This is a genomic window from Paractinoplanes brasiliensis, assembly GCF_004362215.1.
In the GTDB taxonomy this organism is placed as follows: Bacteria; Actinomycetota; Actinomycetes; order Mycobacteriales; family Micromonosporaceae; genus Actinoplanes; species Actinoplanes brasiliensis.
Map to the genome: position 1 here is coordinate 1,652,089 of NZ_SNWR01000001.1, position 26,019 is coordinate 1,678,107.

At 71.1% G+C, this 26,019-nt stretch carries 25 protein-coding genes; 11 read left to right on the plus strand and 14 right to left on the minus strand.

What is annotated here, in order from left to right; translation table 11 throughout:
- The first annotated feature begins 2 nt into the window (after nt 1-2).
- Nucleotides 3-1,949, plus strand: a complete 1,947-nt coding sequence (locus tag C8E87_RS06985; RefSeq protein WP_133872318.1) for a fumarate reductase/succinate dehydrogenase flavoprotein subunit — start codon at nt 3-5, stop codon at nt 1,947-1,949.
- Nucleotides 1,949-2,695, plus strand: a complete 747-nt coding sequence (locus C8E87_RS06990; RefSeq protein ID WP_133872319.1) for a succinate dehydrogenase/fumarate reductase iron-sulfur subunit — start codon at nt 1,949-1,951, stop codon at nt 2,693-2,695. Before C8E87_RS06985 ends, C8E87_RS06990 begins: the two co-directional genes overlap by 1 nt.
- 181 nt (nt 2,696-2,876) lie before the next feature.
- Here C8E87_RS06990 and C8E87_RS06995 read toward each other — a convergent pair whose 3' ends face one another.
- The 4 genes from C8E87_RS06995 to pknB are packed head-to-tail and all read right to left on the minus strand — an operon-like array spanning nt 2,877 to nt 7,497.
- Nucleotides 2,877-4,139 carry an MFS transporter gene (locus tag C8E87_RS06995; protein WP_133872320.1) on the minus strand — a complete coding sequence of 421 codons (1,263 nt, stop codon included), beginning with the start codon at nt 4,137-4,139 and terminating at the stop codon, nt 2,877-2,879.
- A gap of 58 nt (nt 4,140-4,197) precedes the next feature.
- Nucleotides 4,198-4,668, minus strand: coding sequence for a hypothetical protein (locus C8E87_RS07000; protein ID WP_133872321.1), 471 nt, complete (start codon nt 4,666-4,668; stop codon nt 4,198-4,200).
- A gap of 31 nt (nt 4,669-4,699) precedes the next feature.
- On the minus strand, nt 4,700-5,560 hold the full coding sequence (locus C8E87_RS07005) for a deoxyribonuclease IV (protein ID WP_438866016.1): 861 nt from the start codon (nt 5,558-5,560) through the stop codon (nt 4,700-4,702).
- The gene (gene pknB / locus C8E87_RS07010; RefSeq protein WP_133872322.1) at nt 5,551-7,497 is read right to left on the minus strand and encodes a Stk1 family PASTA domain-containing Ser/Thr kinase; all 1,947 of its coding nucleotides are present in this window, start codon (nt 7,495-7,497) and stop codon (nt 5,551-5,553) included. The genes C8E87_RS07005 and pknB overlap by 10 nt, the downstream gene beginning before the upstream one ends.
- 159 nt (nt 7,498-7,656) lie before the next feature.
- Here pknB and C8E87_RS07015 point away from each other — a divergent pair, with 159 nt between their 5' ends.
- Together C8E87_RS07015 and C8E87_RS07020 are read left to right on the plus strand one after the other, a co-directional pair.
- Nucleotides 7,657-8,310: a hypothetical protein gene (locus tag C8E87_RS07015; protein WP_133872323.1), complete on the plus strand. Its 654-nt coding sequence runs from the start codon at nt 7,657-7,659 to the stop codon at nt 8,308-8,310.
- 89 nt (nt 8,311-8,399) lie between these two features.
- The gene (locus C8E87_RS07020) at nt 8,400-8,750 is read left to right on the plus strand and encodes an Rv2175c family DNA-binding protein (RefSeq protein WP_133872324.1); all 351 of its coding nucleotides are present in this window, start codon (nt 8,400-8,402) and stop codon (nt 8,748-8,750) included.
- Here the strand turns inward: C8E87_RS07020 and C8E87_RS07025 are convergent.
- The gene (locus C8E87_RS07025) at nt 8,747-9,802 is read right to left on the minus strand and encodes a polyprenyl synthetase family protein (RefSeq protein ID WP_133876676.1); all 1,056 of its coding nucleotides are present in this window, start codon (nt 9,800-9,802) and stop codon (nt 8,747-8,749) included. The two genes, C8E87_RS07020 and C8E87_RS07025, sit on opposite strands and share 4 nt — an antisense overlap.
- 50 nt (nt 9,803-9,852) lie before the next feature.
- Between C8E87_RS07025 and metF the strand changes: the two genes are divergently transcribed.
- The 3 genes from metF (at nt 9,853) to C8E87_RS07040 (ending at nt 12,288) form a co-directional block, all read left to right on the plus strand.
- A complete protein-coding gene (gene metF, locus C8E87_RS07030; protein WP_133872325.1) occupies nt 9,853-10,770 on the plus strand; it encodes a methylenetetrahydrofolate reductase [NAD(P)H] in 918 nt (305 codons plus the stop codon).
- A 2-nt stretch (nt 10,771-10,772) separates the two neighbouring features.
- Nucleotides 10,773-11,429 (plus strand): CDP-alcohol phosphatidyltransferase family protein, encoded by a 657-nt coding sequence (locus C8E87_RS07035; protein WP_133872326.1) that lies wholly within the window; start codon nt 10,773-10,775, stop codon nt 11,427-11,429.
- Nucleotides 11,430-11,820: 391 nt separating this feature from the next.
- Nucleotides 11,821-12,288, plus strand: a complete 468-nt coding sequence (locus C8E87_RS07040; protein WP_133872327.1) for a MarR family winged helix-turn-helix transcriptional regulator — start codon at nt 11,821-11,823, stop codon at nt 12,286-12,288.
- Between the two features lie 384 nt (nt 12,289-12,672).
- On the opposite strand, the gene C8E87_RS07045 is transcribed toward C8E87_RS07040, so the two are convergent.
- A complete protein-coding gene (locus C8E87_RS07045; RefSeq protein WP_341771730.1) occupies nt 12,673-14,235 on the minus strand; it encodes an MFS transporter in 1,563 nt (520 codons plus the stop codon).
- A gap of 95 nt (nt 14,236-14,330) precedes the next feature.
- Between C8E87_RS07045 and C8E87_RS07050 the strand changes: the two genes are divergently transcribed.
- Nucleotides 14,331-14,789, plus strand: coding sequence for a PH domain-containing protein (locus C8E87_RS07050; protein ID WP_133872329.1), 459 nt, complete (start codon nt 14,331-14,333; stop codon nt 14,787-14,789).
- Between the two features lie 186 nt (nt 14,790-14,975).
- Here the strand turns inward: C8E87_RS07050 and C8E87_RS07055 are convergent, their stop codons facing one another.
- From C8E87_RS07055 to C8E87_RS07065, 3 genes are all read right to left on the minus strand, one after another.
- Nucleotides 14,976-16,004, minus strand: a complete 1,029-nt coding sequence (locus tag C8E87_RS07055) for a threonine aldolase family protein (RefSeq protein WP_133872330.1) — start codon at nt 16,002-16,004, stop codon at nt 14,976-14,978.
- Nucleotides 15,997-17,403, minus strand: coding sequence for a class II 3-deoxy-7-phosphoheptulonate synthase (locus C8E87_RS07060; RefSeq protein WP_133872331.1), 1,407 nt, complete (start codon nt 17,401-17,403; stop codon nt 15,997-15,999). The genes C8E87_RS07055 and C8E87_RS07060 overlap by 8 nt, the downstream gene beginning before the upstream one ends.
- Nucleotides 17,404-17,477: 74 nt before the next feature.
- On the minus strand, nt 17,478-18,956 hold the full coding sequence (locus C8E87_RS07065) for a glycosyl hydrolase family 18 protein (protein ID WP_133872332.1): 1,479 nt from the start codon (nt 18,954-18,956) through the stop codon (nt 17,478-17,480).
- A 218-nt stretch (nt 18,957-19,174) separates the two neighbouring features.
- Here C8E87_RS07065 and C8E87_RS07070 point away from each other — a divergent pair, with 218 nt between their 5' ends.
- On the plus strand, nt 19,175-19,852 hold the full coding sequence (locus C8E87_RS07070) for a DUF429 domain-containing protein (RefSeq protein ID WP_133872333.1): 678 nt from the start codon (nt 19,175-19,177) through the stop codon (nt 19,850-19,852).
- A 3-nt stretch (nt 19,853-19,855) separates the two neighbouring features.
- Here the strand turns inward: C8E87_RS07070 and proC are convergent, their stop codons facing one another.
- From proC to C8E87_RS07090, 4 genes are all read right to left on the minus strand, one after another.
- Entirely contained in the window at nt 19,856-20,677 is an 822-nt protein-coding gene (proC, locus tag C8E87_RS07075) for a pyrroline-5-carboxylate reductase (RefSeq protein WP_133872334.1), read from the minus strand.
- Between the two features lie 65 nt (nt 20,678-20,742).
- On the minus strand, nt 20,743-21,771 hold the full coding sequence (locus tag C8E87_RS07080) for a 6-phosphofructokinase (protein ID WP_133872335.1): 1,029 nt from the start codon (nt 21,769-21,771) through the stop codon (nt 20,743-20,745).
- 272 nt (nt 21,772-22,043) lie between these two features.
- Nucleotides 22,044-22,532 carry a polyadenylate-specific 3'-exoribonuclease AS gene (locus tag C8E87_RS07085; protein WP_133872336.1) on the minus strand — a complete coding sequence of 163 codons (489 nt, stop codon included), beginning with the start codon at nt 22,530-22,532 and terminating at the stop codon, nt 22,044-22,046.
- A gap of 22 nt (nt 22,533-22,554) precedes the next feature.
- On the minus strand, nt 22,555-23,409 hold the full coding sequence (locus tag C8E87_RS07090; RefSeq protein WP_133872337.1) for a phosphotransferase enzyme family protein: 855 nt from the start codon (nt 23,407-23,409) through the stop codon (nt 22,555-22,557).
- Between the two features lie 278 nt (nt 23,410-23,687).
- Here C8E87_RS07090 and C8E87_RS07095 point away from each other — a divergent pair, with 278 nt between their 5' ends.
- Nucleotides 23,688-24,368, plus strand: a complete 681-nt coding sequence (locus tag C8E87_RS07095) for a Crp/Fnr family transcriptional regulator (RefSeq protein ID WP_236029546.1) — start codon at nt 23,688-23,690, stop codon at nt 24,366-24,368.
- Here C8E87_RS07095 and C8E87_RS07100 read toward each other — a convergent pair.
- Complete coding sequence (locus C8E87_RS07100) at nt 24,319-25,047, minus strand: lysophospholipid acyltransferase family protein (RefSeq protein ID WP_133872339.1); 729 nt, start codon at nt 25,045-25,047, stop codon at nt 24,319-24,321. The two genes, C8E87_RS07095 and C8E87_RS07100, sit on opposite strands and share 50 nt — an antisense overlap.
- A 129-nt stretch (nt 25,048-25,176) precedes the next feature.
- On the opposite strand from C8E87_RS07100, the gene C8E87_RS07105 reads away from it, so the two are divergent.
- On the plus strand, nt 25,177-25,995 hold the full coding sequence (locus tag C8E87_RS07105) for a DUF308 domain-containing protein (RefSeq protein ID WP_133872340.1): 819 nt from the start codon (nt 25,177-25,179) through the stop codon (nt 25,993-25,995).
- Nucleotides 25,996-26,019: the final 24 nt, after the last annotated feature.

Genomic DNA, 26,019 nt, shown 5'->3' on the forward strand with positions numbered 1-26,019 from the left:
ACATGGCTGACTTCTGGAACGACGGCGACCCGATCGCCGACACCGCCGCCCCCGAGGGCCCGATCGAGACGCGCTGGGAGCGCCGCAAGTTCAACGCCAAGCTGGTCAACCCGGCCAACCGCCGCAAGCTGACCGTGATCGTGGTCGGCACCGGCCTGGCCGGCGGCTCCGCGGCGGCGACGCTGGCCGAGGCGGGCTACCACGTCAAGTCGTACTGCTATCAGGACAGCCCGCGGCGGGCACATTCGATCGCCGCGCAGGGTGGCATCAACGCCGCCAAGAACTACCGCAACGACGGCGACTCGATCTACCGCCTGTTCTACGACACCGTCAAGGGCGGCGACTTCCGCGCCCGCGAGTCGAACGTCTACCGGCTGGCCACGGTCTCGGTGAACATCATCGACCAGTGCGTCGCGCAGGGTGTGCCGTTCGCCCGCGAGTACGGCGGCCTGCTCGACAACCGCTCGTTCGGCGGCACCCAGGTGTCCCGCACGTTCTATGCCCGCGGCCAGACGGGTCAGCAGCTGCTGCTCGGCGCCTACCAGGCCATGGAACGGCAGATCGGCCTCGGCAACATCGAGATGAACTCGCGCCACGAGATGCTCGAGCTGATCGTCGTCGACGGCAAGGCCCGCGGCATCGTCGTCCGCGACATGGTCACCGGCGAGATCACCACCGAGATGGCCGACGCCGTCGTGCTCGCCTCGGGCGGCTACGGCAACGTCTTCTTCCTCTCGACCAACGCCAAGGGCTGCAACGTCACGGCGTCGTGGCGTGCGCACCGCAAGGGCGCGCTGTTCGCGAACCCCTGCTACACACAGATCCACCCGACCTGTATCCCGGAGTCGGGCAACCACCAGAGCAAGCTCACGCTGATGAGCGAGTCGCTGCGCAACGACGGCCGGGTCTGGGTGCCCAAGCGCGCCGAGGACTGCAAGAAGCCGGCCGCCGAGATTCCCGAGGAGGACCGCGACTACTACCTCGAGCGGATCTACCCCTCGTTCGGCAACCTGGTGCCGCGGGACATCGCCTCGCGCGCGGCCAAGAACGTCTGCGACGAGGGCCGCGGCGTCGGGCCCGGCGGTCTGGGCGTCTACCTGGACTTCGCCGACGCGATCAAGCGCCTCGGCAAGAAGGCCGTCGAGGCCAAATACGGCAACCTGTTCGAGATGTACCAGCGGATCACCGGCGAGGACCCGTACGAGGTCCCGATGCGCATCTACCCCGCGGTGCACTACACAATGGGCGGCCTCTGGGTCGACTACGACCTGCAGTCGACCATTCCGGGCCTGTTCGTGGTGGGCGAGGCCAACTTCTCCGACCACGGCGCCAACCGGCTCGGCGCGTCCGCGCTGATGCAGGGGCTGGGCGACGGCTACTTCGTGCTGCCGACGACGCTGGGCAACTACCTGGCCAACGGGCCGTTCGAGAAGGTCTCGGCGGATCACGAGGCGGTCGCCGAGGCGCGCAAGTCGGTCGAGGATCGCATCGAGCGCCTGCTCAAGATCAATGGCGACCGTACGGTCGACAGCTTCCACCGCGAGCTCGGGCAGATCATGTGGGAGTACTGCGGCATGGAGCGCACCGAGGAGGGCCTGACCAAGGCCATCGGGCTCATCCGCAGCCTGCGCGACGAGTTCTGGCAGCGGGTCAAGGTGCCCGGCACCGGTGAGCAGCTCAACCAGAACCTGGAGAAGGCCGGCCGTGTCGCCGACTTCTTCGAGCTGGGCGAGCTGATGTGCATCGACGCGCTGCACCGCCGCGAGTCGTGCGGCGGGCACTTCCGCGCCGAGTCGCAGACCCCCGACGGCGAGGCGCTGCGCCACGACGACGAGTTCAGCTACGTCGCGGCCTGGGAGTACGCCACCGGCGAGAGCGCCAAGCCCATCCTGCACAAGGAACAGCTCGAATTCGAGTACGTCCACCCGAGCACCCGGAGCTACAAGTAATGGACATCCAGGTACGCGTGTGGCGCCAGTCCGATGCCACGGACTCCGGCCGCATGGTCACGTACGACGTCAAGGACATCTCCCCCGACGCCTCGTTCCTGGAGATGCTCGACGTTCTCAACGAGAAGCTCATCCTCGACGGCGACGACCCGATCGCCTTCGACCACGACTGCCGTGAGGGCATCTGCGGCGCCTGCAGCATGGTGATCGACGGGGTGGCCCACGGCCCCGAGAAGAACACCACCGCCTGCCAGCTGCACATGCGGCACTTCTCCGACGGCGACAAGATCGACGTCGAGCCGTGGCGGGCGGCCGCCTTCCCGGTGATCAAGGACCTGGTCGTCAACCGCGGCAACCTCGACAAGATCATCGCGGCCGGCGGCTACATCACCGCCCCGACCGGCGCCGCCCCCGAGGCGCACGCCACCCCGGTGCCCAAGAAGGACGCCGACCTGGCGTTCGAGGCCGCCACCTGCATCGGCTGCGGCGCTTGCGTGGCCGCCTGCCCGAACGGCTCGGCAATGCTGTTCACCGCGGCCAAGGTCGCCCACCTCGGCCTCATGCCGCAGGGCCAGCCGGAACGCGACACCCGCGTGATCGACATGCTGCAGGCGCAGGACGACGCCGGCTTCGGCGGGTGCACCAACATGGGCGAATGCTCGCAGGTCTGCCCCAAGGGCATCCCGCTCACGCTGATCGGCCGCCTCAACAGCGACTACCGCAAGGCCGTCCGCAAGCAGCTCTGACGCACGTTCATCGAGGCCGGTCCCGCACGGGGCCGGCCTCGATGCCGTTGCGGCCTCGCCGTCGCCCGCCCACCGCGCGGCCACGCTCGAACCCGCCGCCGGCGTTCCTCATGCGGGCGCCGACAGACCCCATCGCCTCCGCGTCGATGCCGGCTCGGCACCCCAGCGTCCCGGACCCCGATCACGTCGGCGTCGATGCCGGCTGGGGCACGCGGGCGGCGCGAACCGCGGCAACGGCGGCGGCGGCACTGGCCGCCGCGGCGACAACCAGCGGGACCACGGCGCCGATGTGGATGGCGGCGGCGCCCAGCGGGATGCCGAGGGCGACCGGGCCGAACATGACCGTGTTGGAGGTCGCGGCCACCCGGCCCAGCAGGTGATCGGGGGTCAGCGTCTGCACAGCGGTTACGGCGGCGATCAAGGTCCAGGGCAGCCCGACGCCGATCACGACGCTCCCGGCGACCATCGCGGGGAACCACGGCAGCGCCTGCGAGACACACCCCGCCGCGAAGACAACCGCGCCGATGGCGGCCACGGTGATCGTGCTGCGCCGGGCCAGCACACGACCGACGATCAGCCCACCGACGATCGAGCCGGCGCCCTGAGCCGTGCCGAGGAAACCCAGGTGTGTGGCCGGCAGATGCAGGTCGTGCACCAGGTGGGCAAGCACCGCCGCATCCTTCAGCCCCGACCCGCCAATGGCGACGGCGGCCAGCAGCACCGGATTGCGCACGGCGGGCACGCTGAACAAAACCCGCAAACCCTCCCTGAGCCCCGGCCGCCCGGCGCCCGCCACAGCCGAGAGGCCCTCTTCGCCACCGCCGACCGCCTCGATACGCGCGGACGAATGGTGGGGTGGGGTGCCGGCTGTGGGCTGCGGCCGAGTGATGAATGCCGGGTGGAGCTTGACTGCCGCGTAGCAGGCGGCGGTCAGCAACGGCATGGCGGCGCCCAGCAGGATCACCGCCGTCGGGCCGTGCCAGGCGTACAGGGTGGCCCCGGCCAGCGGGGCGATCAGCTTGGTGCCCTCCTGGGCGCTGGAGCGCCAGCCGTTGACGTCTCCCAGCATGGACGCGGGCAGGGCGGACGGCATGATCGCGGACTCCCCCGCCTCGATCAGCACGTAGCTCGCGCCGCGGGCCAGCAGGACGGCGAAGATGAGCCACGCCGCCGGCGCCGAGCGGACGGCCAGCAGGGTGAGCAGCAGCAGGCCCAGGCCCAGGTCGACACCGATCACCAGCGGGCGGCGGGGCACGCGGTCGACCAGCGCACCCAGCCAGGGCGCGGCGAAGGTCGGCGCGTAGATGCAGATCGCGGTCAGGGCGGCCAGGCTCACCGAACCGGTCAGGTCGAGCACCCAGATGCCCGCGGCGAGCGTCATGATCGTGCTGCCGAAGCCGGACAGCAGCGAGATCAGCACGAAGAGGACCGCATTGCGCCGCATGACGCCTCCGGAGTTGAGTCGCGAGGACTCACATCGTGCAGAGTTGAGCGGCAATCTGTCAACGTCTTGGTGACGCGGCCTCCAGTGCGGCGCGCAACCGGCCGACGGCGGCCCGGGTCGGCGCGGGCAACGGGGCGGCAACGTCGGCGAGGTCGGTCAACACGGCCTCGGCCAGGGCGAACAGGGCCCCGCCCGCGGCGCCGGGCACTGCCGACAGCGTCTCGCGCACCAGCACGGCACGGGTGAAGCGCCGATCCCAGCGCCGGTCCGCCCCGACCCGTCGATGCAGCTCAAGCGCGGCTTCCCGGAGGGCGGACAGGCCGTACGAATCGGGGACCGCAGGCGGCACGGCGGTGGCCAGACGCAATCGGCGCTGCTCGGCGGCCTGCCGGCTGCGCAGCCCGAGCGCGCCGGCGATCTCGCCCCAGGTCGCGCCCGCACGCCGGGCCCGGTCGATCAGCTCCAGCTCCTCGCGATCGAGCCGGGCTCGCGCGGCCGGGATCTCGCGCAGCTTGCTCAGGTCCGCCATGCCGCCAGTGTAGTCAACAAAATGTTGACAACTAGCGGAGCGACTTCAGCAGCGCGATGTCGGCCGCGTGCCCCTCGTGCTCGACCGTCGGGGTCTCCACGATGATCGGGACCCCGGCCGTGGCGGGATGGCTCATCAGCTCCGCGAAGGCGGCCGTGCCGATGCGGCCCCGGCCGATCGTCTCGTGGCGGTCCCGGGTGGAGCCGCAGTCGTCCTTCGAGTCGTTCGCGTGGATCAGCCTGAGGCGTTCGCGGCCGACGGTCTCGATCAGCGCGTCCAGCGTCGCCGTCATGCCGCCCGGCGTGGCCAGGTCGTGCCCGGCCGCCCACGCGTGGCAGGTGTCGAAGCAGACGCCCAGGCCGGGGTGGTTGTCGACGGCGTCCAGGTAACGCCCGAGATCCTCCACCTTGGAGGCCAGGCTGCGCCCGCCCCCGGCACTCGGCTCGACCAGCAGCTGGGGCAGGCCGGGCCGGTCGAGCAGCGGCAGCAGCACCTCGTGGAGCTGGTGGAACGCCTTGTCCTCGTGCGCCTCGTCGACCGAGCTGCCGGCGTGGAAGACCACGGCGGTCGCCCCGATCGCCTGCCCCCGCTCGAGCGCATGGGCCAGCACGGCGGCCGACCGCTCCACCGTGAGCTCGGTCGGCGAGCCCAGATTGACCAGCAGAGAGGCGTGGATGTACGCCGGGATGTCGCGCTCGCCGATGCCGTCGCGGAACAGCACGTCCTGCTTCGGGTCGCCCGGCGGCATGGCCCAGCCGCGCGAGTTCGAGACGTACACCTGCAGCGTCTCGGACCCGGCGGCGTCCACGTAGGGCAGGGCGGCCTTGGCCAGCCCACCCGACGTCTTGGTGTGCGACCCGACCCGGCGGCCGGGCGGGGAACTCAGAAGCACTGGATGGCAACCTCGGTCTGCGGGGGCACCTGCGTGTTGCCGGGCGGCTGCTGGCTGCGGACGACGGCGTTGGCGTTGAAGTCGATGCGCACGCGCAGCCCCTGGCCCTCCAGCGCGGCCTTGGCCTGCTGGCACGGCTGGTTGGTCACGTCGGGCACGGTGACCAGCGGCGGGCCCTTGCTGACGTCGAGCGTGACCGTGTCGTCCTTGGTCGCGCCGGTGTTCGGCTTCGGGTTCTGCCCGATGACCGTGTCGGCCGGCTGATCGCTGTCCTTGTAGACCTCGGCCGCGGTCAGGCCCAGCCGCGCCAGCTCGCCCCGGGCGTCGTTGATGTTCTTGCCGGTCAGGTCGGGCACCCGGATCGGTGCGCGGCCCTTGCTGAGCACGACGGTGATCGTCGCGCCGCGCTTGAGCTGCGTGCCCTGCTTGGGGTCGGAGGAGATGACCGCGCCCTCGGGGACGGTGTCGCTGTACTGCCGCGCACCCTCCTTGAGCTTGAGGTTGATCTGCTCCAGCTCGCCGCGCGCGGCCGACAGCTCGAGGCCGGCCAGGTCGGGCACGGCGAAGCGCTCCGGGCCCAGCGACAGGTTGACCGTGAGGACGCCGCCCCGGACGATCCGCTCGTTGGCCGGCGGGTCCTGTGAGACGACGGTGTCCTTGGGCAGGGTCTCGCTGTAGGCGCCGTCGCCGATGAGCAGCTCGAAGCCGTTCTGCTGCGCGTACAGCTCGGCCTGTGCCCTGGTCATGTTGACCATGGGCGGCGAGTCGGTGTAGCGCCCGAGGGTCACCCACCACGTGCTGCCGATCACGACCAGCACCATCACCGCGACGGCCGCGGTGAGCAGAATGCGCCGCCGGTCGGCGCCGGCGCCCAGCGAGCGCGACCTCGACCGGGGCACTCGTCCCGCGGTGTACTGCTGGCCGCGGGGGGCCTGGTTGGGCAGGCGGGCCCAGTTCGGACGGTCGCCCGCGCCGACGGCGGGCACGATGGTCGTGGCGTCGGCGACGGGGCCGCGCGAGGGCGGGACCTGGCGCAGCAGCGCGGTCTCGACGTTGGCCGCGCCCAGGTCGTCGCGGACCGTCTGGACCTCGGCCAGCAGCGCGCCGGCGTCGGTGGGCCGGGCGCCCGGGTCGCGGCGGGTCGCACGGGCGGTCAGGTCGTCGAGCACCGAGGGCAGGCCGCGGACGATGCCGGACGGGGCCGGGACGTCGTTGTCGACGTGCTCCCAGGCGACCGCGACGGGGTCGTCGCCGTCGAACGGCACCCGGCCGGTGAGCATCTCGAACAGCACGATGCCGGCCGAGTAGACGTCCGTACGCGCGTCGGCGTGGCCGTCGGTGACCAGCTCGGGCGCGACGTAGGCAACGGTCGCCATCAGCTGGCCGCCCTCGTCGGCGCTGCTCGCCTCGACCGCGCGGGCCAGCCCGAAGTCGGCCACCTTGACCACGGCGTCGACCAGGTTGGCCACGCCCCCGCTGGGCGCCTCGGCCACCAGCACGTTCTCGGGCTTGACGTCACGGTGCACGAGGCCGGCGCGGTGGGCGGCGGCGATCGCGGCGAGCATCTGCTCGAGGATCGCCAGCGCCTCCACCGGGTTGAGCCGGCGGCGCTGGGTGAGCAGGTCGCGCAGCGTGCGGCCCTGCACGTACTCCATGACCAGATAGGGCAGGCCCTGGTGGCGACCCTGGTCGTAGACGGCCACGACGTTGGGGTGGGTGAGCCGGGCGATCGTCTTGGCCTCGTCGGTGAACCGGTCGACGAAGTGGGCGTTGGCCGCCTGCGACGGGTGAATGATCTTCAGAGCGACGGTGCGCTCGAGTCGTTCGTCGGTGGCGGTGTAGACGGTTGCCATGCCACCACGGGCCACCCGACCGGTGATCCGGTAGCGGCCGTCAATCGTCGTGCCGATCAACGTGTCGGCGACTGTGGTGTCCATCGGCGTGAAGTGTATGTGGCTTTCGGTTGGGGGCAGTCCAGGATGTCACAGCTGAGTCCAAACGGGTACGACCGATCACCGCAGCCGCCGGATCTGCCCCGGCAAAAGCGGATTTAGTGCCTCCGCTTGTGGTGTCGGCCATGCCACGACCGGCTCGGTGTGACGGATTCACCGGGCTCGGCGGAGTCGCTCGGGGACGGCTCGGCGCTTCCCGGATCGGACGAAAGCGACGGGGACGGCGACGGCGACGGGGTCGGCGAGGGCGACGACGTCGGGGCCGTCGGCGTCGGAACGGGCGGCTTGCAGTGGCATTCCGGATTTGCCGGTTTCGCGGGAGTCCGGTGCGGACTCCTGGGAAGCGAGCCCGGCGAGCCCGGCGAGCCCGGCGAGCCCGGCGGCAAGGGTGCCACGGCGACCGGCGCGGCCGGGCCGGCGGGATCGACCGGCGCCGGCACGGGCGGCGCCGGATCGGCCGCCCCGGCCGTGGCACGCCGGACGGAGCCGGGCGCCGAGGACGGCCCCATCCCGGCCGCGGTGGTGACCGCGGCCCGCGGCGGCGTCGTGCCCGCGGCGGCCGTGCTCTCCGACATGATCGAGCCCAGCCCGTTCACCACGGCCAGGTACGCCCCGGCCGCCCCGACCACGGTCAGGGCGCCGAAGGCGGTGACCGCCACGGCGCGCCGGGGACGCCGGTGCGCGGGCGACGGGGTGGTGTCGCCGATCGGGACGTGCAGGCCGAAGGTGCCCATCCCGGTCGAGGTCATGTCGGGTCCGCCCGCGGGCGGTTCCGGCGGCACCCGGCCCATGTCGTAGCGCAGTGAACGCCACGCGCCGGCAAACTCCGTACGGGTCCTGCGCAGCAGGCTCATCGGGTTCCTTCTCCACTCTCGTACGCTGTAGGTGTGAGCGATTCCGTAACCGCCGGACCGACCGAGTGGATCAACCTGCCGGACGTGTCCGCGAAGCTCGACGTGTCGATCAGCAAGGTGCACCAGATGATTCGCGACGGGCACCTGCTCGCCGTGCGCCGGGACGGCATCCGCGTGGTCCCGGCCGAACTGGTGGCCAACAGCACGGTGCTGAAGCACCTCCCCGGCGTCCTGAACTTGCTGCGCGACGCCGGGTACAACGAAGAAGAGGCCCTGCGGTGGCTGTACGAGCCGGATGACACGCTCGACGGGAACGCGGCGACGAGCCTCGGCGGGGACCGCGCCCGCGAGGTGAAAAGGCGCGCCCAGGCCCTCGGCTTCTAGACGATTCGCCTGGTCGCGGCGTCGGCGAGGCGGTGCAGCACCTCGCGTGCCTCCGCCTCGACCGGCGCGGCGTCCAGGGCGGCCAGCGAGGCGGTCATCAGCTCGTCGATGCGGCGCTCGGTGGCGGTCAGCGCGCCGCTGTCGCGGATCAGCGCCCGCAGCCGTTCCACGCGCGCGTCGTCGAGACCCTGGTCGCCCAGGCCGGCGTCGAGCTCCGCGCGTTCCTTCTCACCCAGGGCGGCGAACGCGGCCGCCACGAGATAGGTGCGCTTGCCCTCGCGCAGGTCGTCGCCGGCGGGCTTGCCGGTCTGCGCGGGGTCGCCGAAGACTCCGAGCACGTCGTCACGCAGCTGGAACGCCTCACCCAGCGGCAGGCCGAAACCGGAGTACGCCGCGCACAGCTGGGCATCGGCCCCGGCCATCGCCGCGCCGAGCAGGAGCGGGCGCTCGACCGTGTACTTGGCCGACTTGAACCGGGCGACCTTGCCCGCCCGGTCCAGCGACGTGTCGGCGGTGGCCTGGGTCAGCACGTCCAGGTACTGCCCGACGGTGACCTCGGTGCGCATCTCGTCGAAAACCGGCCGGGCCCGGGTCAGCTCGCCGGGCCCGAGCCCCGAGGTGTGCAGCAGCTCGTCCGACCAGACCAGCGCCAGGTCGCCCAGCAGCACGGCCGCGCTGTCGCCGAACGCCGCCGCCCCGCCGCGCCAGCCCGCCGCCGAGTGCCGCGCCTCGAACCGCCGATGCACCGAGGGCTCACCGCGCCGGGTGTCGGAGCGGTCCATCAGGTCGTCGTGGATCAGCGCGCTGGCCTGCACCAGCTCGAGCGCGGCGACCGCGGCCACGACCCGGTCGGAGTCGGCGCCGCCGGCCCCGCGGAAACCCCAGTAGGCGAACGCGGGCCGCAGCCGCTTGCCGCCCTTGAGCACGAAGTCCTCGAGCGCCTCGGCCACGGCCGACAGAGCGGGGTCGATGCCGATGAGGCGGGCACGCTGCTCACCGAGGAAGGCGGCCAGCGCCTTGTCGACACGGGCACGCAGGTCGGCGGCTTCCAGGGGCGAGGTCACGGGACGACGGTAGCGGAGTGCCTCGGTAGAGTGATCGCATGGCTCTCGGACTTCCCTCACGGCTTCCCGCGACGCCTGCGATCGGTGAGCTCGTCCGGGGGGCCACCCCCACGTTCTCGTTCGAGTTCTTCCCGCCCAAGACACCCGCGGGCGAGCAGCTGCTGTGGCAGGCGATCCGCGAGCTCGAGCCGCTGCGCCCGAGCTTCGTCTCGATCACGTACGGGGCCGGGGGCACCACGCGGGACACGACGGTGGCCGTCACCGAGCGGGTGGCGACCGAGACCACTCTGCTGCCGATGGCCCACCTCACAGCGGTCAACCACTCGGTGGCCGAGCTGCGCAACGTGATCGGGCGGCTGGCCGGGGCGGGCATCCGCAACGTGCTGGCCGTACGGGGCGACCCGCCCGGCGACCCGATGGGCGAGTGGGTCCGGCACCCCGAGGGCGTGCTGTACGCGGAAGATCTCGTACGCCTCGTCAAGGAGTCCGGCGACTTCAGCGTCGGGGTCGCCGCCTTCCCGTACAAACACCCGCGCTCGCCCGACGTCGAGGCCGACACCGCGAATTTCGTCCGTAAATGTCGCGCCGGGGCCGACTTCGCCATCACGCAGATGTTCTTCGAGGCCGACGAGTATCTGCGCCTGCGTGACCGGGTCGCGGCGACCGGCTGTGACACCCCGATCCTGCCCGGCGTGATGCCGGTGACCCGGATGGCCACCATCGAGCGGTCGTCGCAGCTGACCGGCGCGCCGTTCCCGCCGGCGCTGCTGGCCCGCTTCGAGAAGGTCGCGGACGACGAGACCGCCGTACGGGCTCTCGGGGTCGAACTGTGTGCCGAGATGTGCGCGCGGCTGATCGACGAGGGCGTGCCGGGCATCCACTTCATCACGCTCAACCGTTCGACGGCGACCCGTGAGGTGTGGCAACTGCTGGCGCCCGTGCCCGCTGCCGCATAACCGTGCTCTGGGACGACTACGCCACGGCCTGGTCGGGGCTGCACGGCGGCTTCGACCCGAGGCGGGCGTCCTTCCTCGTACGCGGGTGGGTCCGGATCGCGTACGGGATCGGCTCGTGGCTCGCCCGGCGAGGGATCAGCCCGATGGCCGTGACCACCGCGGGCCTGCTCGTGTGCCTGACGGTACCGGCCGCCGTGCTGCTGGGCCGCTGGGGTGGGCTGCTCGCCGCCGTGCTGGTGCTGGTGGCCGCGCTCGCCGACGGCCTGGACGGGGCCGTCGCAGTGATCACCGGCCGCACGACCCGCCTGGGCTACGTCTACGACTCGGTGGCCGACCGGCTCGGCGAGTTGGCCTGGCTGACCGCGTTCTGGCTGGCCGGCGCCCCGGATTGGCTGGTCGTGGCGGCTGGGGCGGTGTCCTGGCTGCAGGAGTACGGCCGGGCCCGCGCCGCCGCGGCGGGCATGTCCGAGATCGGCGTGGTCACCGTGGCGGAACGGCCCACGCGTGTGCTGGTCGCCATCTTCGGCCTGCTGCCGACCGCGCTGATGACCGCCTCGACCACCGTCGCCGCCGCGGTCTGGCTGGCCCTGTCGCTGGTGGGCGGCGTCCAGCTCGCGATCGCCGTACAGCGGGCGCTGGGCCGCTCCGACCCAGGGTGACCTCAGCCGGCCATCGCACTCGCGATGGCCGGCTCGACCATCGTCTCCACCGCACCGCGTGATCGTCCGTACCGTCACGCGCGTAGCCGGCCGCAACGCGCACCTTCCCCGCGTAACCAGCCGCCTCAGCGCGCCTTTCCGCGTGATCATTCTCGAGCCGCCGCGCCGCGCGAGATCGTCCCGCTGAGCGCTGCTGCGGCGCGTGATCGCTGAGCTCGACGCCTCCGCGGACTGCGTGATCGTTAATCGGTTGTGAGCACGCGGTCGCCGACCGTACGGTTGTCCACATCGGAGCCGCCGGGTCGGGCGGCGGGCCGACACGGGGGCAGGTCCGCCGACCGTCCCGGCCCCGGATCATCCACTACCGGATGATCCGAGTTACGCTGGACCGATGTCCGCCCCGGAACGCACCGAGCGCGACGTCACCGGCTTGCTCAACATGGCCGGGCACGCGCTCTCCAACCGCCTCGCGGCCGCCCTCGCCGGCATCGACCTCACGCCGCGCATGCAGTGCGTGCTCGTCCACGCGCTCGAGGAGGAACGCACCCAGATCCAGCTGGCCGCCCTCGCCGACCTCGACAAGACCACCATGGTCAGCACCATCGACGAACTGGAACGCCGCGGACTGGCCGAACGCCGCCCCTCCTCCACCGACCGCCGGGCCCGCATCATCGCCGTCACCGAGAAGGGCCGTCTCGCCGCCGCCGAGGGCCAGCGAATCGTCGACGAGGTGCACACCGACGCCCTGAGCGCGATGCCCGACGCCGCCCGCGCGGCTTTCGTCGAGGCGCTCGCCCAGCTGGCCGACACCACCAGGGACCAGGGCCCCCAACCCGTACGCCGGCCCCGCGGCCGCTGAGGCCACGCCGCGCCCGAGCGTCACGGCTTCCGTCCGGCGTTCAGCCTGGCCGCCCGTCTCCTCGGTACGGCGGACAACGCGACCGCCGGACCGCCCGTCCCCCGGTACGGCCGACAACGCGACCGCCGGACCGCCCATCCCCCGGTACGGCCGACAACGCGACCGCCGGACCGCCCATCCCCCGGTACGGCCGACAACGCGACCGCCGGACCGCCCATCCCCGCGGTTCAAGGCGGCGATGCCGATGGCGAGGCCGGTCGTCCCCGAGGTGTGGGGGGTTGTGCCGGCCGGAACGGCGCGACGGCGTCGTGGGTGACCACCGGGAACGTCCCGGTCGCGCGCTACGGCCCGGCCTACCGCCCTGGTCGCGAGGAACCCCCAGGGCTACCCCGTTGCGGTTGGCGCCTCGACGAGGCGTACGGAAAGCGGGGTTCTCAAAGCGAAAGTCGTGATCAGCAGGGCCGTCAGCACGAACCCGGACGCCACCAGGAAGGCCAGGGTGTATCCGGCGTGCAGGGCCTCGGTCGCCGAGCCGGCATGGGAGGCGGTACGGCCGGCGGCGAGGGCGGCCAGCACCGACAGGCCGAGCGCTCCTCCGGCCTGCTGCGCGGTGTTGATGAAACCCGAGACCACGCCGGTTTCGGCCGGTGCGGCGCCGGCCATGGCCAGCATGATGATCGACGGAATCGTGACGCCGATGCCGAGACCCATGATGATCAGCGCGGGCAGCATGTCGGTGAGGTAGGCGGGCGTGGCCGGTATGCGGGAGAGCAGCAGCAGACCGCCGAGGAGGACGACCAGGCCGCCGATCAGCACCGGGCGCGGGCCGAGGCGGCCGGTCAGCCGGGGTGCGGCGAAAAGCGACACGAGACCGATGACGATCGGGGTCGGCAGGAAGGCCAGGCCGGTGCCGAGCGCGTCGTAACCTATCACCCGCTGCACGAACAGGGCGTTCACGAACTGGAAGCCCATGCCGGTGGCGAACACCAGCACGACGGCCGCGTTCGAGATCAGCAGCCGGCGACGGCTCAGGATCTTGAGCGGGATCAGCGGGTGGCGGGCGAGGCGCTGCCGCAGCAGGAAACCGAGGAGCAGCAGGACGGTCACGACGCCGGCGGGCGCCGAGGCGCGGACGATCGCGTACACGCCGAGCGAGAGACCCGCGGTGACCAGCAGAGCGCCCGAAACGTCGAGCCCCCGGCCCGGCCCGGGTTCACCCGGCGAGCCGGGTCGCCGGCCCAGCCCTGACTCGCGCGGCGAGCCGGGTCGCCGGACCGCCATCAGTTCGGCCTCGCGCGGCGAGTCGGCTCGCCGGACCGCCATCAGTTCGGCCTCGCGCGGCGAGCCGGCTCGCCGGGCCGTCATCAGGCCGGCCTCGCGGGGCAGCAGACGGCGGCCGGACACCCACACAGCGATGCCGATCGGCACGTTGATCAGGAAGATCACCGGCCAGCCGAGCGCGTCGGTGAGCATGCCGCCCAGCACGAACCCGGCCGCGGCCCCGCCCGCCTGGGTGAAGCTGTAGATGCCCATCGCGCGGGCCTGCGCCCCGGGTTCGGGGAAGAGCCGCACGATCATGCCGATGACGACGGCCGCCGCCAGCGCGCCACCCGCACCCTGCAGGAACCGTCCGGCGATCAGCAGGGCCGCCGTGCCGGCGAGGCCGCAGAGCAGGCTGGCCACGGTGAAGACGGCCAGCCCGGTGAGGAAGACCCGCCACGCCCCGGCCAGGTCGCCGAGCCGTCCGGCCAGCAGGAGCAGGCCCGCGAACGCCACCAGGTAGCCGTTGACCACCCAGGACACGCCGGCGTCGGAGAAGCCGAGGTCGCGCTGAATGTCGGGAACTGCCACGGCCACGATCGTGCTGTCGAGAACGATCATCAAGGACATCGCGCACAGCACCGCAAGGGCTGGGGGGCGTCGTTCGGTCCCGCTCGGAGAACTCATGCTCCGACCGTAACAGATGATCCGCTACCGAACTATCCCGAAGGAACCGATCCACTTTGAGAGCGTTTTTGCGGCGCCGTCCGTCAGTACCGGCCATGAACGCAGAGTGGTCCCGCGCCTATCCACCCAGCGCGGGCCGGTGGGTCGTCATCGCCTGGGAGGCCGCCGGCCTGACATATCTCCACTGGACCACCGTGCGCCTGTTCTCCCTCGGCGACGCCGCCGGCTGGCTGCTGGCCGCGGCCCTGGCCGTAGCGTGGGCCGCCGGCTCCTGGCAGGTGGTCCGGATGGGGCTGTACCTGAGCGAAGCCGCACTGCGGATCCGGGGCGTGTTCCGAACCCGTACGATCCCGTGGCCGTCGATCGCGGCGGTGACCGTCGAGAACGTCGCCTATCGCGCGGGCCCGTGGCGGATCCCGGCCGGCGGCACCGTGATGCTGACCCTGCACGACGGCACCCGCCTCAACACGGCGATGTGGCAGCGCGGCATGGACTTCCACAACCGGCCCGACATGTTCCGCTCCGTCTGCCAGGAACTCCGCCGACGGCTGTGACCCCCGTTACATACAGCGACGCTGAGATGATCCGCCGGCCATGTCCTCAGCATCTTCGGCGGCTTGAAGACACTCGCCTGCCACGGTCTCGCCAGATCCCATGAGCGCACCAGGTCGCACAACTCGGCTTCACTGGTTGAGGTCTCGGCATTGCCACAGCCGACGATGAGGATCTTGGCGCTGGGGTTACAGCTCGGCGCTAAGCAGGCCGCCCAGAACTACGATGGCCTGGTCGAGTCCTTCGTCGTCGATGTCGAGGTGGGTGACCACGCGGGCCACCGAGGGCAGCATCGGCGAGATCAGCACGCCCTGCTTCGCGGCCAGGCCGGTCAGGGTGGGCGCGTCCAGCGACGACTTCGACAGGTCGAGCGGCACCAGGTTGGTGCGGACCTTCGACGGGTCAACCACGCCCAGCGGGGCCAGCGCCTCGGCCAGGCGGCGGGCGCGGGCGTGGTCGTCGGCCAGGCGGTCGATGTGGTTCTCGAGCGCGTGCAGACCGGCCGCCGCCAGGATGCCGACCTGCCGCATGCCCCCACCCAGGCGTTTGCGGATCACGCGGGCCTGGGCCATGCGCTCGCGGCTGCCCACGATCAGCGACCCCACCGGCGCGCCCAGCCCCTTGGACAGGCACACCGACAGCGTGTCGAACACCGCGCCGTACTCCGCCAGCGGCACGCAGTCGGCGACGTGCGCGTGCCAGATGCGGGCGCCGTCACAGTGCAGCCCCACACCCGATTTTTCCGACAAATCCCGTAAATCGCGAAGAACTGAGAGCGGCACGACCGAGCCACCACCGAGGTTGTGGGTCTGCTCGACGGCGATCGCCCGGGTGGGCACCGACGGATAACCCACCGGCCGGATCATGCCGGCGATCTGCTCGACGTCGAGATCGGCGCCGACCGAGGGCCACGTACGGGTCGAAATGCCCCCGAGAACAGCGGCCGCCCCCAGCTCGTACGTGACGACGTGCGCATCCGCCCCGGCCAGCAGCTCCGACCCCGGCTGAACGTGCAGCTGCAACGCGATCTGATTGGCCATCGTCCCCGACGGGGCGAACAACGCCGCCTCGTGCCCGAACAGCCCGGCGACGTGCTCCTCCAGCGCCAGCACCGTCGGGTCGTCCCCGAAGACGTCATCCCCCACCGGCGCCGCCGCCATGGCTTCCCGCATGGCCGCCGTGGGCCGCGTGACCGTGTCCGACCGAAGATCAACCACGAAGCATCTCCGCCACCAGGAACGCGAGCTCCAGGCTCTGCTGAGTGTTGAGGCGCGGGTCGCAGGCCGTCTCGTAGCGGCCCGGCAGGTCGAGGTCTTCGATGCCTTGCGCGCCGCCCAGGCACTCGGTCACGTCTTCGCCGGTGAGCTCGATGTGGATGCCGCCGGGGTGGGTGCCGAGGCCGCGGTGCACCTCGAAGTACCCGAGCACCTCGTCGACGATCCGGTCGAAGTGGCGGGTCTTGTAGCCGTTGGACGACTCGTGTGTGTTGCCGTGCATCGGGTCGCACTGCCAGACGACCTTGGCCCCGGACGCGTTCACCTTTTCCACGATCGGCGGCAGCGCGTCGCGGACCCGGCCGTTGCCCATCCGGCTGATCAGGGTGAGCCGGCCCGGGATGTTGTTCGGGTTGAGCTTCTCGCACAGCTCGATCGCGGTCTCGGGCGAGGTGCCCGGCCCGAGCTTGACGCCGATCGGGTTGGCGATGCGGCTGACGAAGTCGATGTGCGCGTGGTCGAGCTGCCGGGTCCGCTCGCCGATCCACAGGAAATGACCGCTGAGCCCGTACGCCCGTCCGCCGCTCACCCTCGTGAGAGCGCGGTCGTACTCGAGCGCGAGCGCCTCGTGCGAGCAGTACAGGCTGACCGTACGCAGGGCCTCGTTGTCGGTCATGCCGCAGGCGCGGATGAAGTCGAGAGCGCGGTCGATCTCGCGCGCGATGGCCTCGTAACGTTCCCCGGCCGGCGAGGCGCGGACGAAGTCCTTGTTCCAGTCGTGCAGCCCGTGCAGGTCGGCCAGGCCGCCCGCGAGGTAGGCGCGCAGCATGTTCATGGCCGCGGCCGAGTTCGCGTACGCCCGGATCATGCGCTGCGGGTCGGCGACGCGGGCCGCCTCGTTGGCGTCGAGCGAGTTGATCAGATCGCCCCGGTACGCCGGCAGTCCGAGCGAGTCGGTCGGGGCGGAACGGGGTTTGGTGTACTGCCCGGCGACGCGCGCGACCTTCACGACCGGCATCGAGGCCCCGTACGTGAGAACGACCGCCATCTGCAGCAGGGTGCGCGCGTTGGCCAGCAGGTGGCTCTCCGTGTTGTCGCCGAACGTCTCGGCGCAGTCACCGCCCTGCAGCAGGAACGCCCGGCCCTCGCAGACGTCGGCCAGCTTGGCCCGGAGCTGGTCGACCTCGTAGGGCGCCACGATGGACGGCACGTTGTCGAGCACCTGGCAGACCGAGGCGACCTCGTCCATGTCGGCCCAGGGCGGCATCTGCACCCGGGGCAGGCTGCGCCAGCGGTCGAGACCGAGAGCCTCGTCCTCGGCGGAGTCGGTCGACGGGCGGGACGTCTGCAGGGCCTGGTGACCCACTCCCGGGTAGCTCAGCTGATGCCACTCTCGCTGCATAGGGGAAAGCGTACGGAAGCGGGGCACCGAGCTTGCGCCCGGTGCCCCGCTTCCTTTCTGAGGAGATGCAGGCTTTACAGGTTGTTCTTGATCGCGGTGATCAGCTCACCGTTGGCGGTGTCGCCGGAGAACTCCCAGAAGAACGCTCCGCCGAGACCCTGCTGCTTCACGTACGCCATCTTCCCGGCGATGGTCGACGGGGTGTCGTAGCTCCACCAGTTGCTGCCGCACTTGGCGTACGCGGTGCCGCCGACCGTGCCCGTGGCCGGGCAGCTGTTCTTGAGCACCTTGTAGTCCTCGATGCCGGCCTCGTACGTGCCGGGGGCCGCGCCGCTGGCCGAACCGCCCGGGGCGGTCTGGCTGACGCCGGTCCAGCCGCGTCCGTAGAAGCCGATGCCCAGCAGCATCTTGCTGGCCGGGACGCCCTTGCTCTTGAGCTTCTGGATCGCCGCGTCGGACCAGAAGCCCTGCTGCGGGATGCCGGAGTACGAGTTCAGCGGCGAGTGCGGGGCGGTCGGGCCCTGCGGGGCGAACGCGCCGAAGTAGTCGTAGGTCATCGGGAAGACCAGGTTCAGCTTCGAGATGCCGGAGGCGTAGTCGGCCACGTCGAGCTTGCCGCCGTTCGAGCCGTCCGCCGAGATCGCCGAGGTGACCAGGAAGTTGTTGCCGAACTTGTTGCGCACCGCGGTGATCACGTTGTTGTACGACGCGGGACCGCTGGCGTCACAGGTCAGGCCGCAGGCGTTCGGGTACTCCCAGTCGAGGTCGATGCCGTCGAAGACGTCGGCCCAGCGGGGGTCCTTGACCAGGTTGTAGCACGAGTTGGCGAACGCGGTCGGGTTGGCCGCGGCCTGGGTGAAGCCGCCGGACCAGGTCCAGCCGCCGAACGACCAGATGATCTTGATGTTCGGGTACGCCTTCTTGAGCTTGCGCAGCTGGTTGAAGGAGCCGCGCAGCGCGCCGGCGTCCCAGGTGTCGGCGACGCCGTCCACGCTGTTGGCCGCGGTGTAGGCCATGTCGTAGTCGGCGTACGAGTCGCCGATCGTGCACTGGCCGCCGGTGGTGTTGCCGAACGCGTACAGCAGGTGGGTCAGCTTCGCGGCCGAGCCGGAGGTGACCAGGTTCTTCACGAAGTACTGACGGCCGTAGACGCCCCACTGGGCGAAGTAGCCGACGACGTTCTTGCCGCTGGGGCCGGGCGGCTGGGTGGTCGGCGGCGTGGTGGGCGGGGTCGTGGGGGGCGTCGTCGGAGGAGTCGTGGGCGGGGTGGTGGGGGGCGTGGTGGGGGGCGTCGTTCCGCCGCAGACACCGTTGTCGATCCAGACGTCCCACTGGCCGCTCTTGGTGGCGGGCGACTCGCCCTGGGTCCACCACTTGGCGGTGTAGTTGTGGCCGTTCTGAGAGGCGACGTTGTCCTTGACGTAGACAGCGGTGGAGGACCACGCGGGGGCACAGGCCGCAGCAGCCGACGCCTGGGTGGCCGGGACCGCGGCGGTGGCCGCCACCACCACGATCGCCGACACCCAGGTGGCGCGGCGGAGGGATTTCTGCACTGGGTCTCCTCTTTGAACAGTTAGGAAACTTTCCAAAAAGTTCGTTGGGGGAGACCGTAGTCACAGGCATTCATAATCGTCAAGACAGTGGCGAGGGATTACGCAAAGGCTTAACTTTGTCGCGCCGACGGCTACAGGGTGCACTCTGACGGACACAGCGCGTAGTCTGCGTTCATGACCAACTCCGACGTCGTTGTCCCTTTGGCCGTACGCCGCCGATGAGTGTCCGAGTAATAGGTGTCGATGCGTACGCGCTCGGCTGGGTCGGCGTCGAGCTGCGCGACGGCGCGTTCGGCCGGGCCGTGCTGGCTTCCACGCTGTACGAGATAGTCGCCGGCAGCTCCGGCGCCTCGGTCATCGGCGTGGACATCCCCCTGGGCATGCTGCCCGACCGCTGGCGGGCCGCCGACACGCTCGCGGCCGAGGAACTGGGACCGCGCCGCGGCAGCGTGTTCCGGGTTCCGCCCCGCGCGGTCTGGCAGGAAGCCGACTTCACCGCGGCCAACCGGCTGTGCCGCGAGCTGACCGGCGCCGGGCTGAGCCGCCAGTCCTGGGCGTTGCGGCCCAAGCTGCTGGAGGCCAACGCCATCTGGGAACGGCATCCGGGGCTGCTCTTCGAGGCGCACCCGGAGGTCTCGTTCCGCACCATGGCCGGCGAGCCCCTGCAGTACGCGAAGAAGACGTGGACCGGCCAGGCCCGCCGGCGCGAGCTGCTGGCCCGCAACGGGATTGTTCTGCCCGACCAGATCGGCCCGGCCGGTCAGGCGCCGCCGGACGACATCCTGGACGCGGCCGCGGTGGCCTGGTCAGCCCACCGGATGGCGACCGGGACGGCGCTCAGCCACCCCAGCCCACCCGAGGAAACCAACGGCTCCAAGATCGCCATCTGGTACTAGAACTCAGTTCTTGGTGGTCATCTCGGTGGCGATCTGGCGGGCACGATCGCGGGCTGCCTCCAGCGCGCTCAGGAATGCAGCCCGCAACCCGTGGTTCTCGAGCTCACGCAGCGCGGCAGCCGTCGTGCCGCCCGGGGAGGTGACCGACTCGCGCAGCTTGACCGGGTGCTCCCCCGAGTCCCGCAGCATGATCGCCGAGCCGACGGCGGTCTGCACGGCCAGCTCGTGGGCGACGTTGCGGGGCAGCCCGAGCAGCACGCCGGCGTCGGCCATCGCCTCGACCAGCAGATAGAAGTAGGCCGGGCCGGAGCCGGACACCGCCGTCACGGCGTCCTGCTGGCTCTCGGGCACCCGCACAGTGCGGCCGAGCGGCTGGAAGACCTCTTCGACGATCGCCAGGTGCTCGTCGGTCGCGTACGGCCCGGGCGAGATCGCCGTCATCGCCTGGTCGACCAGGGCGGGCGTGTTGGTCATGACCCGCACGACCGGGATCCCGCCGGGCAGGCGCTCGGCGAAGAAGCTGGTGGGCAGGCCGGCGCAGAGCGAGACGACCAGCCTGTCCGGCGGCACCTTCATGCCGAAGTCGTCGAGCAGCTTGCCCGCGTCCTGCGGCTTCACGGCGATCAGCAGGACGTCGGCCTGCGTCACCGCGGTCAGGTTGAGCACCGGGCGGATGCCGTGCCGCTCGGCCAGCTCGGCCGCCCGCTCGGGACGCCGGGTGGTGGCCAGCACCTGCTGCGGCGTCCACCCGGAGCGCAGCAGTCCGGCCAGGACCAGCTCGCCGAGCTTGCCCGCGCCGATCACGGCGACACTGTGCTTGGTCATTGGCGCCCCTCGTCAGAAACGAAGCGAGGGGCGACCGACGGCCGCCCCTCACCCGAAAGCTGGACCTAGCTGCCGAAGAAGACCTCGGCCTCTTCGTACCGCGACAGCGGCACGGTCTTGAGCTCACCGGTGCCGTCGATCAGCGGCACGCGCACGATGTCAGTGCCCCGCAGCGCCATCATCTTACCGAAATCGCCCTCGTGCACGGCGTCGATCGCCTGCAGGCCGAACCGGGTGGCGAGCACGCGGTCGAACGCGGAGGGGGTGCCGCCACGCTGGATGTGACCGAGGACGACGGTGCGCGCCTCCTTGCCGGTCTTGGCCTCCAGCTGCTCGGCGAGCCACTGGCCGATGCCGCCCAGGCGGACGTGACCGAACGAGTCGAGCTCCTGGCTCTGCAGCGCCATCTGGCCCGCGAGCGGGTGCGCACCCTCGGCGACCACGACGATCGGCGCGTACTCGACCTGGAAACGCTTGGTCACGTACGTGGCGACCTGGTCGACGTCGAACTCACGCTCGGGCAGCAGGATCACGTTGGCGCCACCGGCCAGGCCGGCGTGCAGCGCGATCCAGCCGGCGTGCCGGCCCATGACCTCGACGACCAGGGTGCGGTGGTGCGACTCGGCGGTGGTGTGCAGCCGGTCGATGGCCTCCATCGCGATGTTGACCGCGGTGTCGAAGCCGAACGTGAAGTCGGTGGCGTTGAGGTCGTTGTCGATCGTCTTGGGCACGCCGACGACGTTGACGCCCAGATCGTTGAGCTTGGTGGCGACGCCGAGGGTGTCCTCGCCGCCGATCGCCACGAGCGCGTCGACGCCCTGCTCGGCCAGGTTCGCCTTGATCTTCTCGACACCACCGTCGATCTTGAACGGGTTGGTGCGCGAGGAGCCCAGGATGGTGCCGCCCCGGGGCAGGATGCCGCGGACCTCGGCGATGCCGAGCGGCTTCGTCAGACCCTCGAGCGGGCCCTTCCAGCCGTCGCGGAAGCCGACGAACTCGTGACCGTAAGCGGCGACGCCCTTGCGGACCACCGCCCGGATCACCGCGTTGAGACCGGGGCAGTCGCCGCCGCCGGTGAGCACGCCGATACGCATATTTAGCTCGTCCTCCCAGATCGGGTATGCGAGAAGCAGAGAGCCCGTCGAGCCCCAGGGAGATCTTCGGCAGCGTTGCCGGCCCGGGGCGGGCCGCGACCCGAACTCTAGTCGCCGCTCACCAGCCGGATACATCCGCCCCTTAAAGCCTGACCGTTTCGTTCTCGCCGGCGGCGGGAGTCCTTCCGGTCGCGGCCGCCTTGGCGTATCCCAGCAGAGGCCGGAGGCGCGCCGAACGAGAGCGCGGGCCACAGGCAGGCCGAACGGCGACGTCAGCCACCCATCGCGCGCCAGCGGGCCAGGTTGTGCCGGGCGTCGACCAGCGCGTCGTGCCGTCCGGACATGGCGGGCAGCGGCGGGCGGCCCTTGTCGTCCCACAGCTGACGCAGGTCCTTGGTGAAGCGCGGCAGGTCACGCGGCAGGGCCGGCATCGCGCCCCACAGCTGGGCCAGCGCGACGTGGTCGTAAGCGGCGAACCACGCCCACAGCTCGATCTGCTCGTCGCGTCCGGCGACCGGCTCCTTGAGGAACGCGTAGAGGTCGTCGCGGATCCGCTCACGGGAGCGCCACGCCTTGTCGGACGGTGAGGGCAGCTTGTCGAGCACGTTGCGCCGGACCCAGGGAATGGCACGGCTGTCGTCGAACTCCGTGCTGACCGCGTAGAACTCGCGGCCGAACTCGTCGACGACACCGATCGAGACCAGGTCGACCACGCGCCCGTCCTCGATGAACTCGCAGTCGTAGAAATAGCGGTAGACCATCGGGTCCCATCCTGGCCCATCGTCATCCGGGCGCCGACTCCAGGGCCTCCCGTGCGCGCCGCAGGCCCTTCGAGCACCCCGCGCGGGCCGCCCGGTCGGCCTTGACGGCCCAGCGCAGGCGCAGCAGCACCGGCAGCGCGGCTTCGAGCTCCCCGGCCTCGACCGGACCCGCCGCCAGGTAGCCGTCGAGCAGCTCACCCGCCCGCTGCGGGCCCCCGGCGTACAGCACGGCCGCCGCCACGTCGTACACCAGCGGGCCGACCCCGCTCGCCCCGCAGTCGAGCAGGCCGGCGCGGCCGGTGCCGGGGTCGACCACGAAGACGCCGGGGGCGGGGTCGCCGTGCAGCACCCCGTACGTGAGCCGGTCCGTGATCGTCAGACGGGTGGCGGCGGCCGCCGCGTCGGCCACGGCGGCCCGCAGCCACGGCTCGGCGTCGAGGTGGGCCGCCTCCGCGTCCAGCGGCTGCCAGGAGCGCAGGCCAGGGTGGTGGAAGCCCTGCAGGGCCCGGTGCACCGCCCCGAGGCGATCGCCCCACCACTGCTGGTCGACCGGGTCGCCGCCGTCGAGACGCCGGCCCGGCACGCGGTGCAGCACGGCGAGCGCCCCGGCCTCGGTCTGCGCGGTGAGGCCGCCGGCCAGGGTGCGTACGGGTTCACCGGCGGCGATGTCCCGGGCCCGCAGATGCTCGGTGGCGGCCAGGCCGGCCTCGACCGGGAGCCGGGCGCCGGTGTCGCACAGGCGCACGACGTACGTACGGCCTCCGGCTGTCACCTCCCATCCGCGCGAGAGCAGCACGTCGTCCAGGGCGATGATCTCGCGCGGCACGAGATGCCACTCGTCCCGCAGCGTTGATCGAAGAAGCTCAGCATCCGGCACGGCGGGATTATCACGGCAGAACAGGTAAATGCGACGGACTGGTTGGGCGACCCCCACATGAGGACCCCACACCGGGAACGTTCACTCATGGCATTCAGGTGTTTACAGATAGCGACCAGCGCGACATGATCCTATGAGGCGCCGGCGGTACAGGTGCGCAGAAATGGCGCCGGTGGGTTGCTGTGTGCTAAGAGTGATCGTTCGCGTCGTGGGGCCGACGCGGCACGCTTTGCCGACACGGCCCCCACCGGGGGAGGGATGACGCCGTGGACCATCGCATGCCGGACAACGGCGACGCGCTGACCGGCGTGGAGATGTTCGCCGGCCTGGAGCCGGACGTCCGGCAACGGGTCATCGCCACGGCAGTCCCGCGTACGTACCGCAAAGGACAGATCATCTTCGTCGAGCACGACCCCGGCGAATCCCTGATCATCCTGAAACGTGGCGCCGTCGCCATCTTCCGCACGGCCCCGACCGGGGAACGTGCGGTGCTCACCGTGGTCCGTCCGCCCGACGTGCTGGGCGAGGTGTCCCTTCTGGACGCGTCGGCCCGCAGCGCCTCGGCCGAGGCGATCGAGGACTGCCAGGCACTCACCCTGTCGCGGTCCGCGTTCATCGACCTGGTGCACGCGAACCCGCGCATCCTCGACGCGGTGATGCGCTCGGTCGGCGCGCTGATCCGGCGGCTGACCGAGCAGAACACCGACCACGTCTTCCTCGACCTGCCCGGCCGGGTGGCCAAGACTCTGGTGCGGCTGGCCGGCGAGAGCCAGGCTCCGATGATCACGATCGAGCTCAACCAGAGCCAGCTGGCCGAGATGGCCGGCGGCTCACGGCAGAGCGTCAATCAGGCGATCGGCTCGTTCGCCAGCCGTGGCTGGCTGCGCACCGAGGGCCGCCGCATCGTCGTCACCGATCTGCAGGCTCTGCGGCGTCGCGCTGGGATGAATGCGGCTTAGGAGCCTCGATCGTGGTTTTCAGCTTGGAAGCGTAGACGTCCACGTACTCGCGCCCGGAGAGCGCCATGAGCTCGAACATGATCTCGTCGGTGATGGCGCGCTCGACGAACCGGTCGCCCTTGGTGCTCTCGTAGCGGGAGAAGTCCAGCGGCGCGCCGAACCTCATGCGCACACGCTTGATCTTGGGCATGAGGGTGCCGGTGGGCTGGATCTCGTCGGTGTTGAGCAGCGCGACCGGCACGACGACGGCCCCGCTCTCGAGCACCAGGCGGGCCACTCCGGTCTTGCCCCGATAGAGCCGCCCGTCCGGCGAGCGGGTGCCCTCGGGATAGATGCCCGCCACACCGCCCTCGCGCAGCACCCGCAGCAGCGTGTCGAGGGCCGCCTGGGCAGCCTTTCCGCCCGAACGGTCCACCGGGATCGTCCCCGTTCCACTGAAGAACTGGCGCATGAGCCAGCCCTTGATCCCCTTGCCGGTGAAGTACTCCGCTTTGGCGACGAACGTCACCCTGCGGTCCACCACCAGGGGTGTGAAGATCGAGTCGGAGAACGACAGATGGTTGCAGGCCAGGATCACCGGCCCTGTCCGGGGCAGGTGCGACAGTCCGCGCACATCGGGGCGGAAGAGAAGCTTGAGCACGGGTCCGAGGACCACGAACTTGAGCAGCCAGTAGAACACGGTGTCCTTCCCGGGACGTCCGAGCGTCTAGGAAGCGTACGAAGCGGGACGGCGCGCCACAACGCACTCCCGCAACCTGTCCATGTCGTGTCACCATTCAAGGCACGGTCGGCGAGGGAGTGTGCAGGAGTGACAGCGGGTGGCGCCCGCCGCGGGCGGCGGGACAACGGGCTCGACGCGGCCGATTACGCGGTCGCGGGCGACGTGGATCCGCGCGTCGGTGAACACTTACTCGACGTGCTGGCGGCCGGCGGGATCGCGGCATACCTGCAGCCCACGGCCGATCTCAATCCCATTCTGCGCGCCACCACCCTGCCCGCGCGGCCGATCGACCGGCTCTATGTCGACCGCGCCCACCTCGAGGTCGCCCGCGAGCATCTGCACCAGGTGACAGGGGGCGAGCCGCCCACGCCGCCGCCCGCCGATCCCACGTCCGAGCCGCGCACCGATGTCGATGTCGAGGCGGAGTGGGCCAAGATCGTGGCGGGCTTCCACACCACCGTCGACCCGACGTCCGAGCCGTGGCCCGCCTCCGAGAGCGTGGAACGGCCCAAGGAGCCACCGCGTACGGGTGGGCTCTCCAACGCGGCCGACTTCTCGGGCGTGTCGCTCAACCGTCGGCGCACCGACCCTCCGGCCGAGGAGCCGTCGCTGCTCGACGGCCTCGACACGTTCGGCAACGACCTGCCCGACGACGAGGACGACGAGGAGCGGTACATCCCGCCGCCGCCCCCGCCGCTGCCGCGCATCTCGAAGTACGCGGTCCTCGGCGTGCTCGGCGTGGTGGTCGGGTTCCTGCTCTTCCTGTTCCCGACGATGCTGCCGATCGACCGCGACTACGTGACGTTGCTCGGCTTCGCGGCCATCGTCGGCGGCGCGGTGACGCTGGTCTGGCGGTTGCGTTCCGGTGACGACGAGGACGACTACGACGACGGCGCGGTGGTCTGAGCGAGCCGCTTCCCGCGGTGTGAA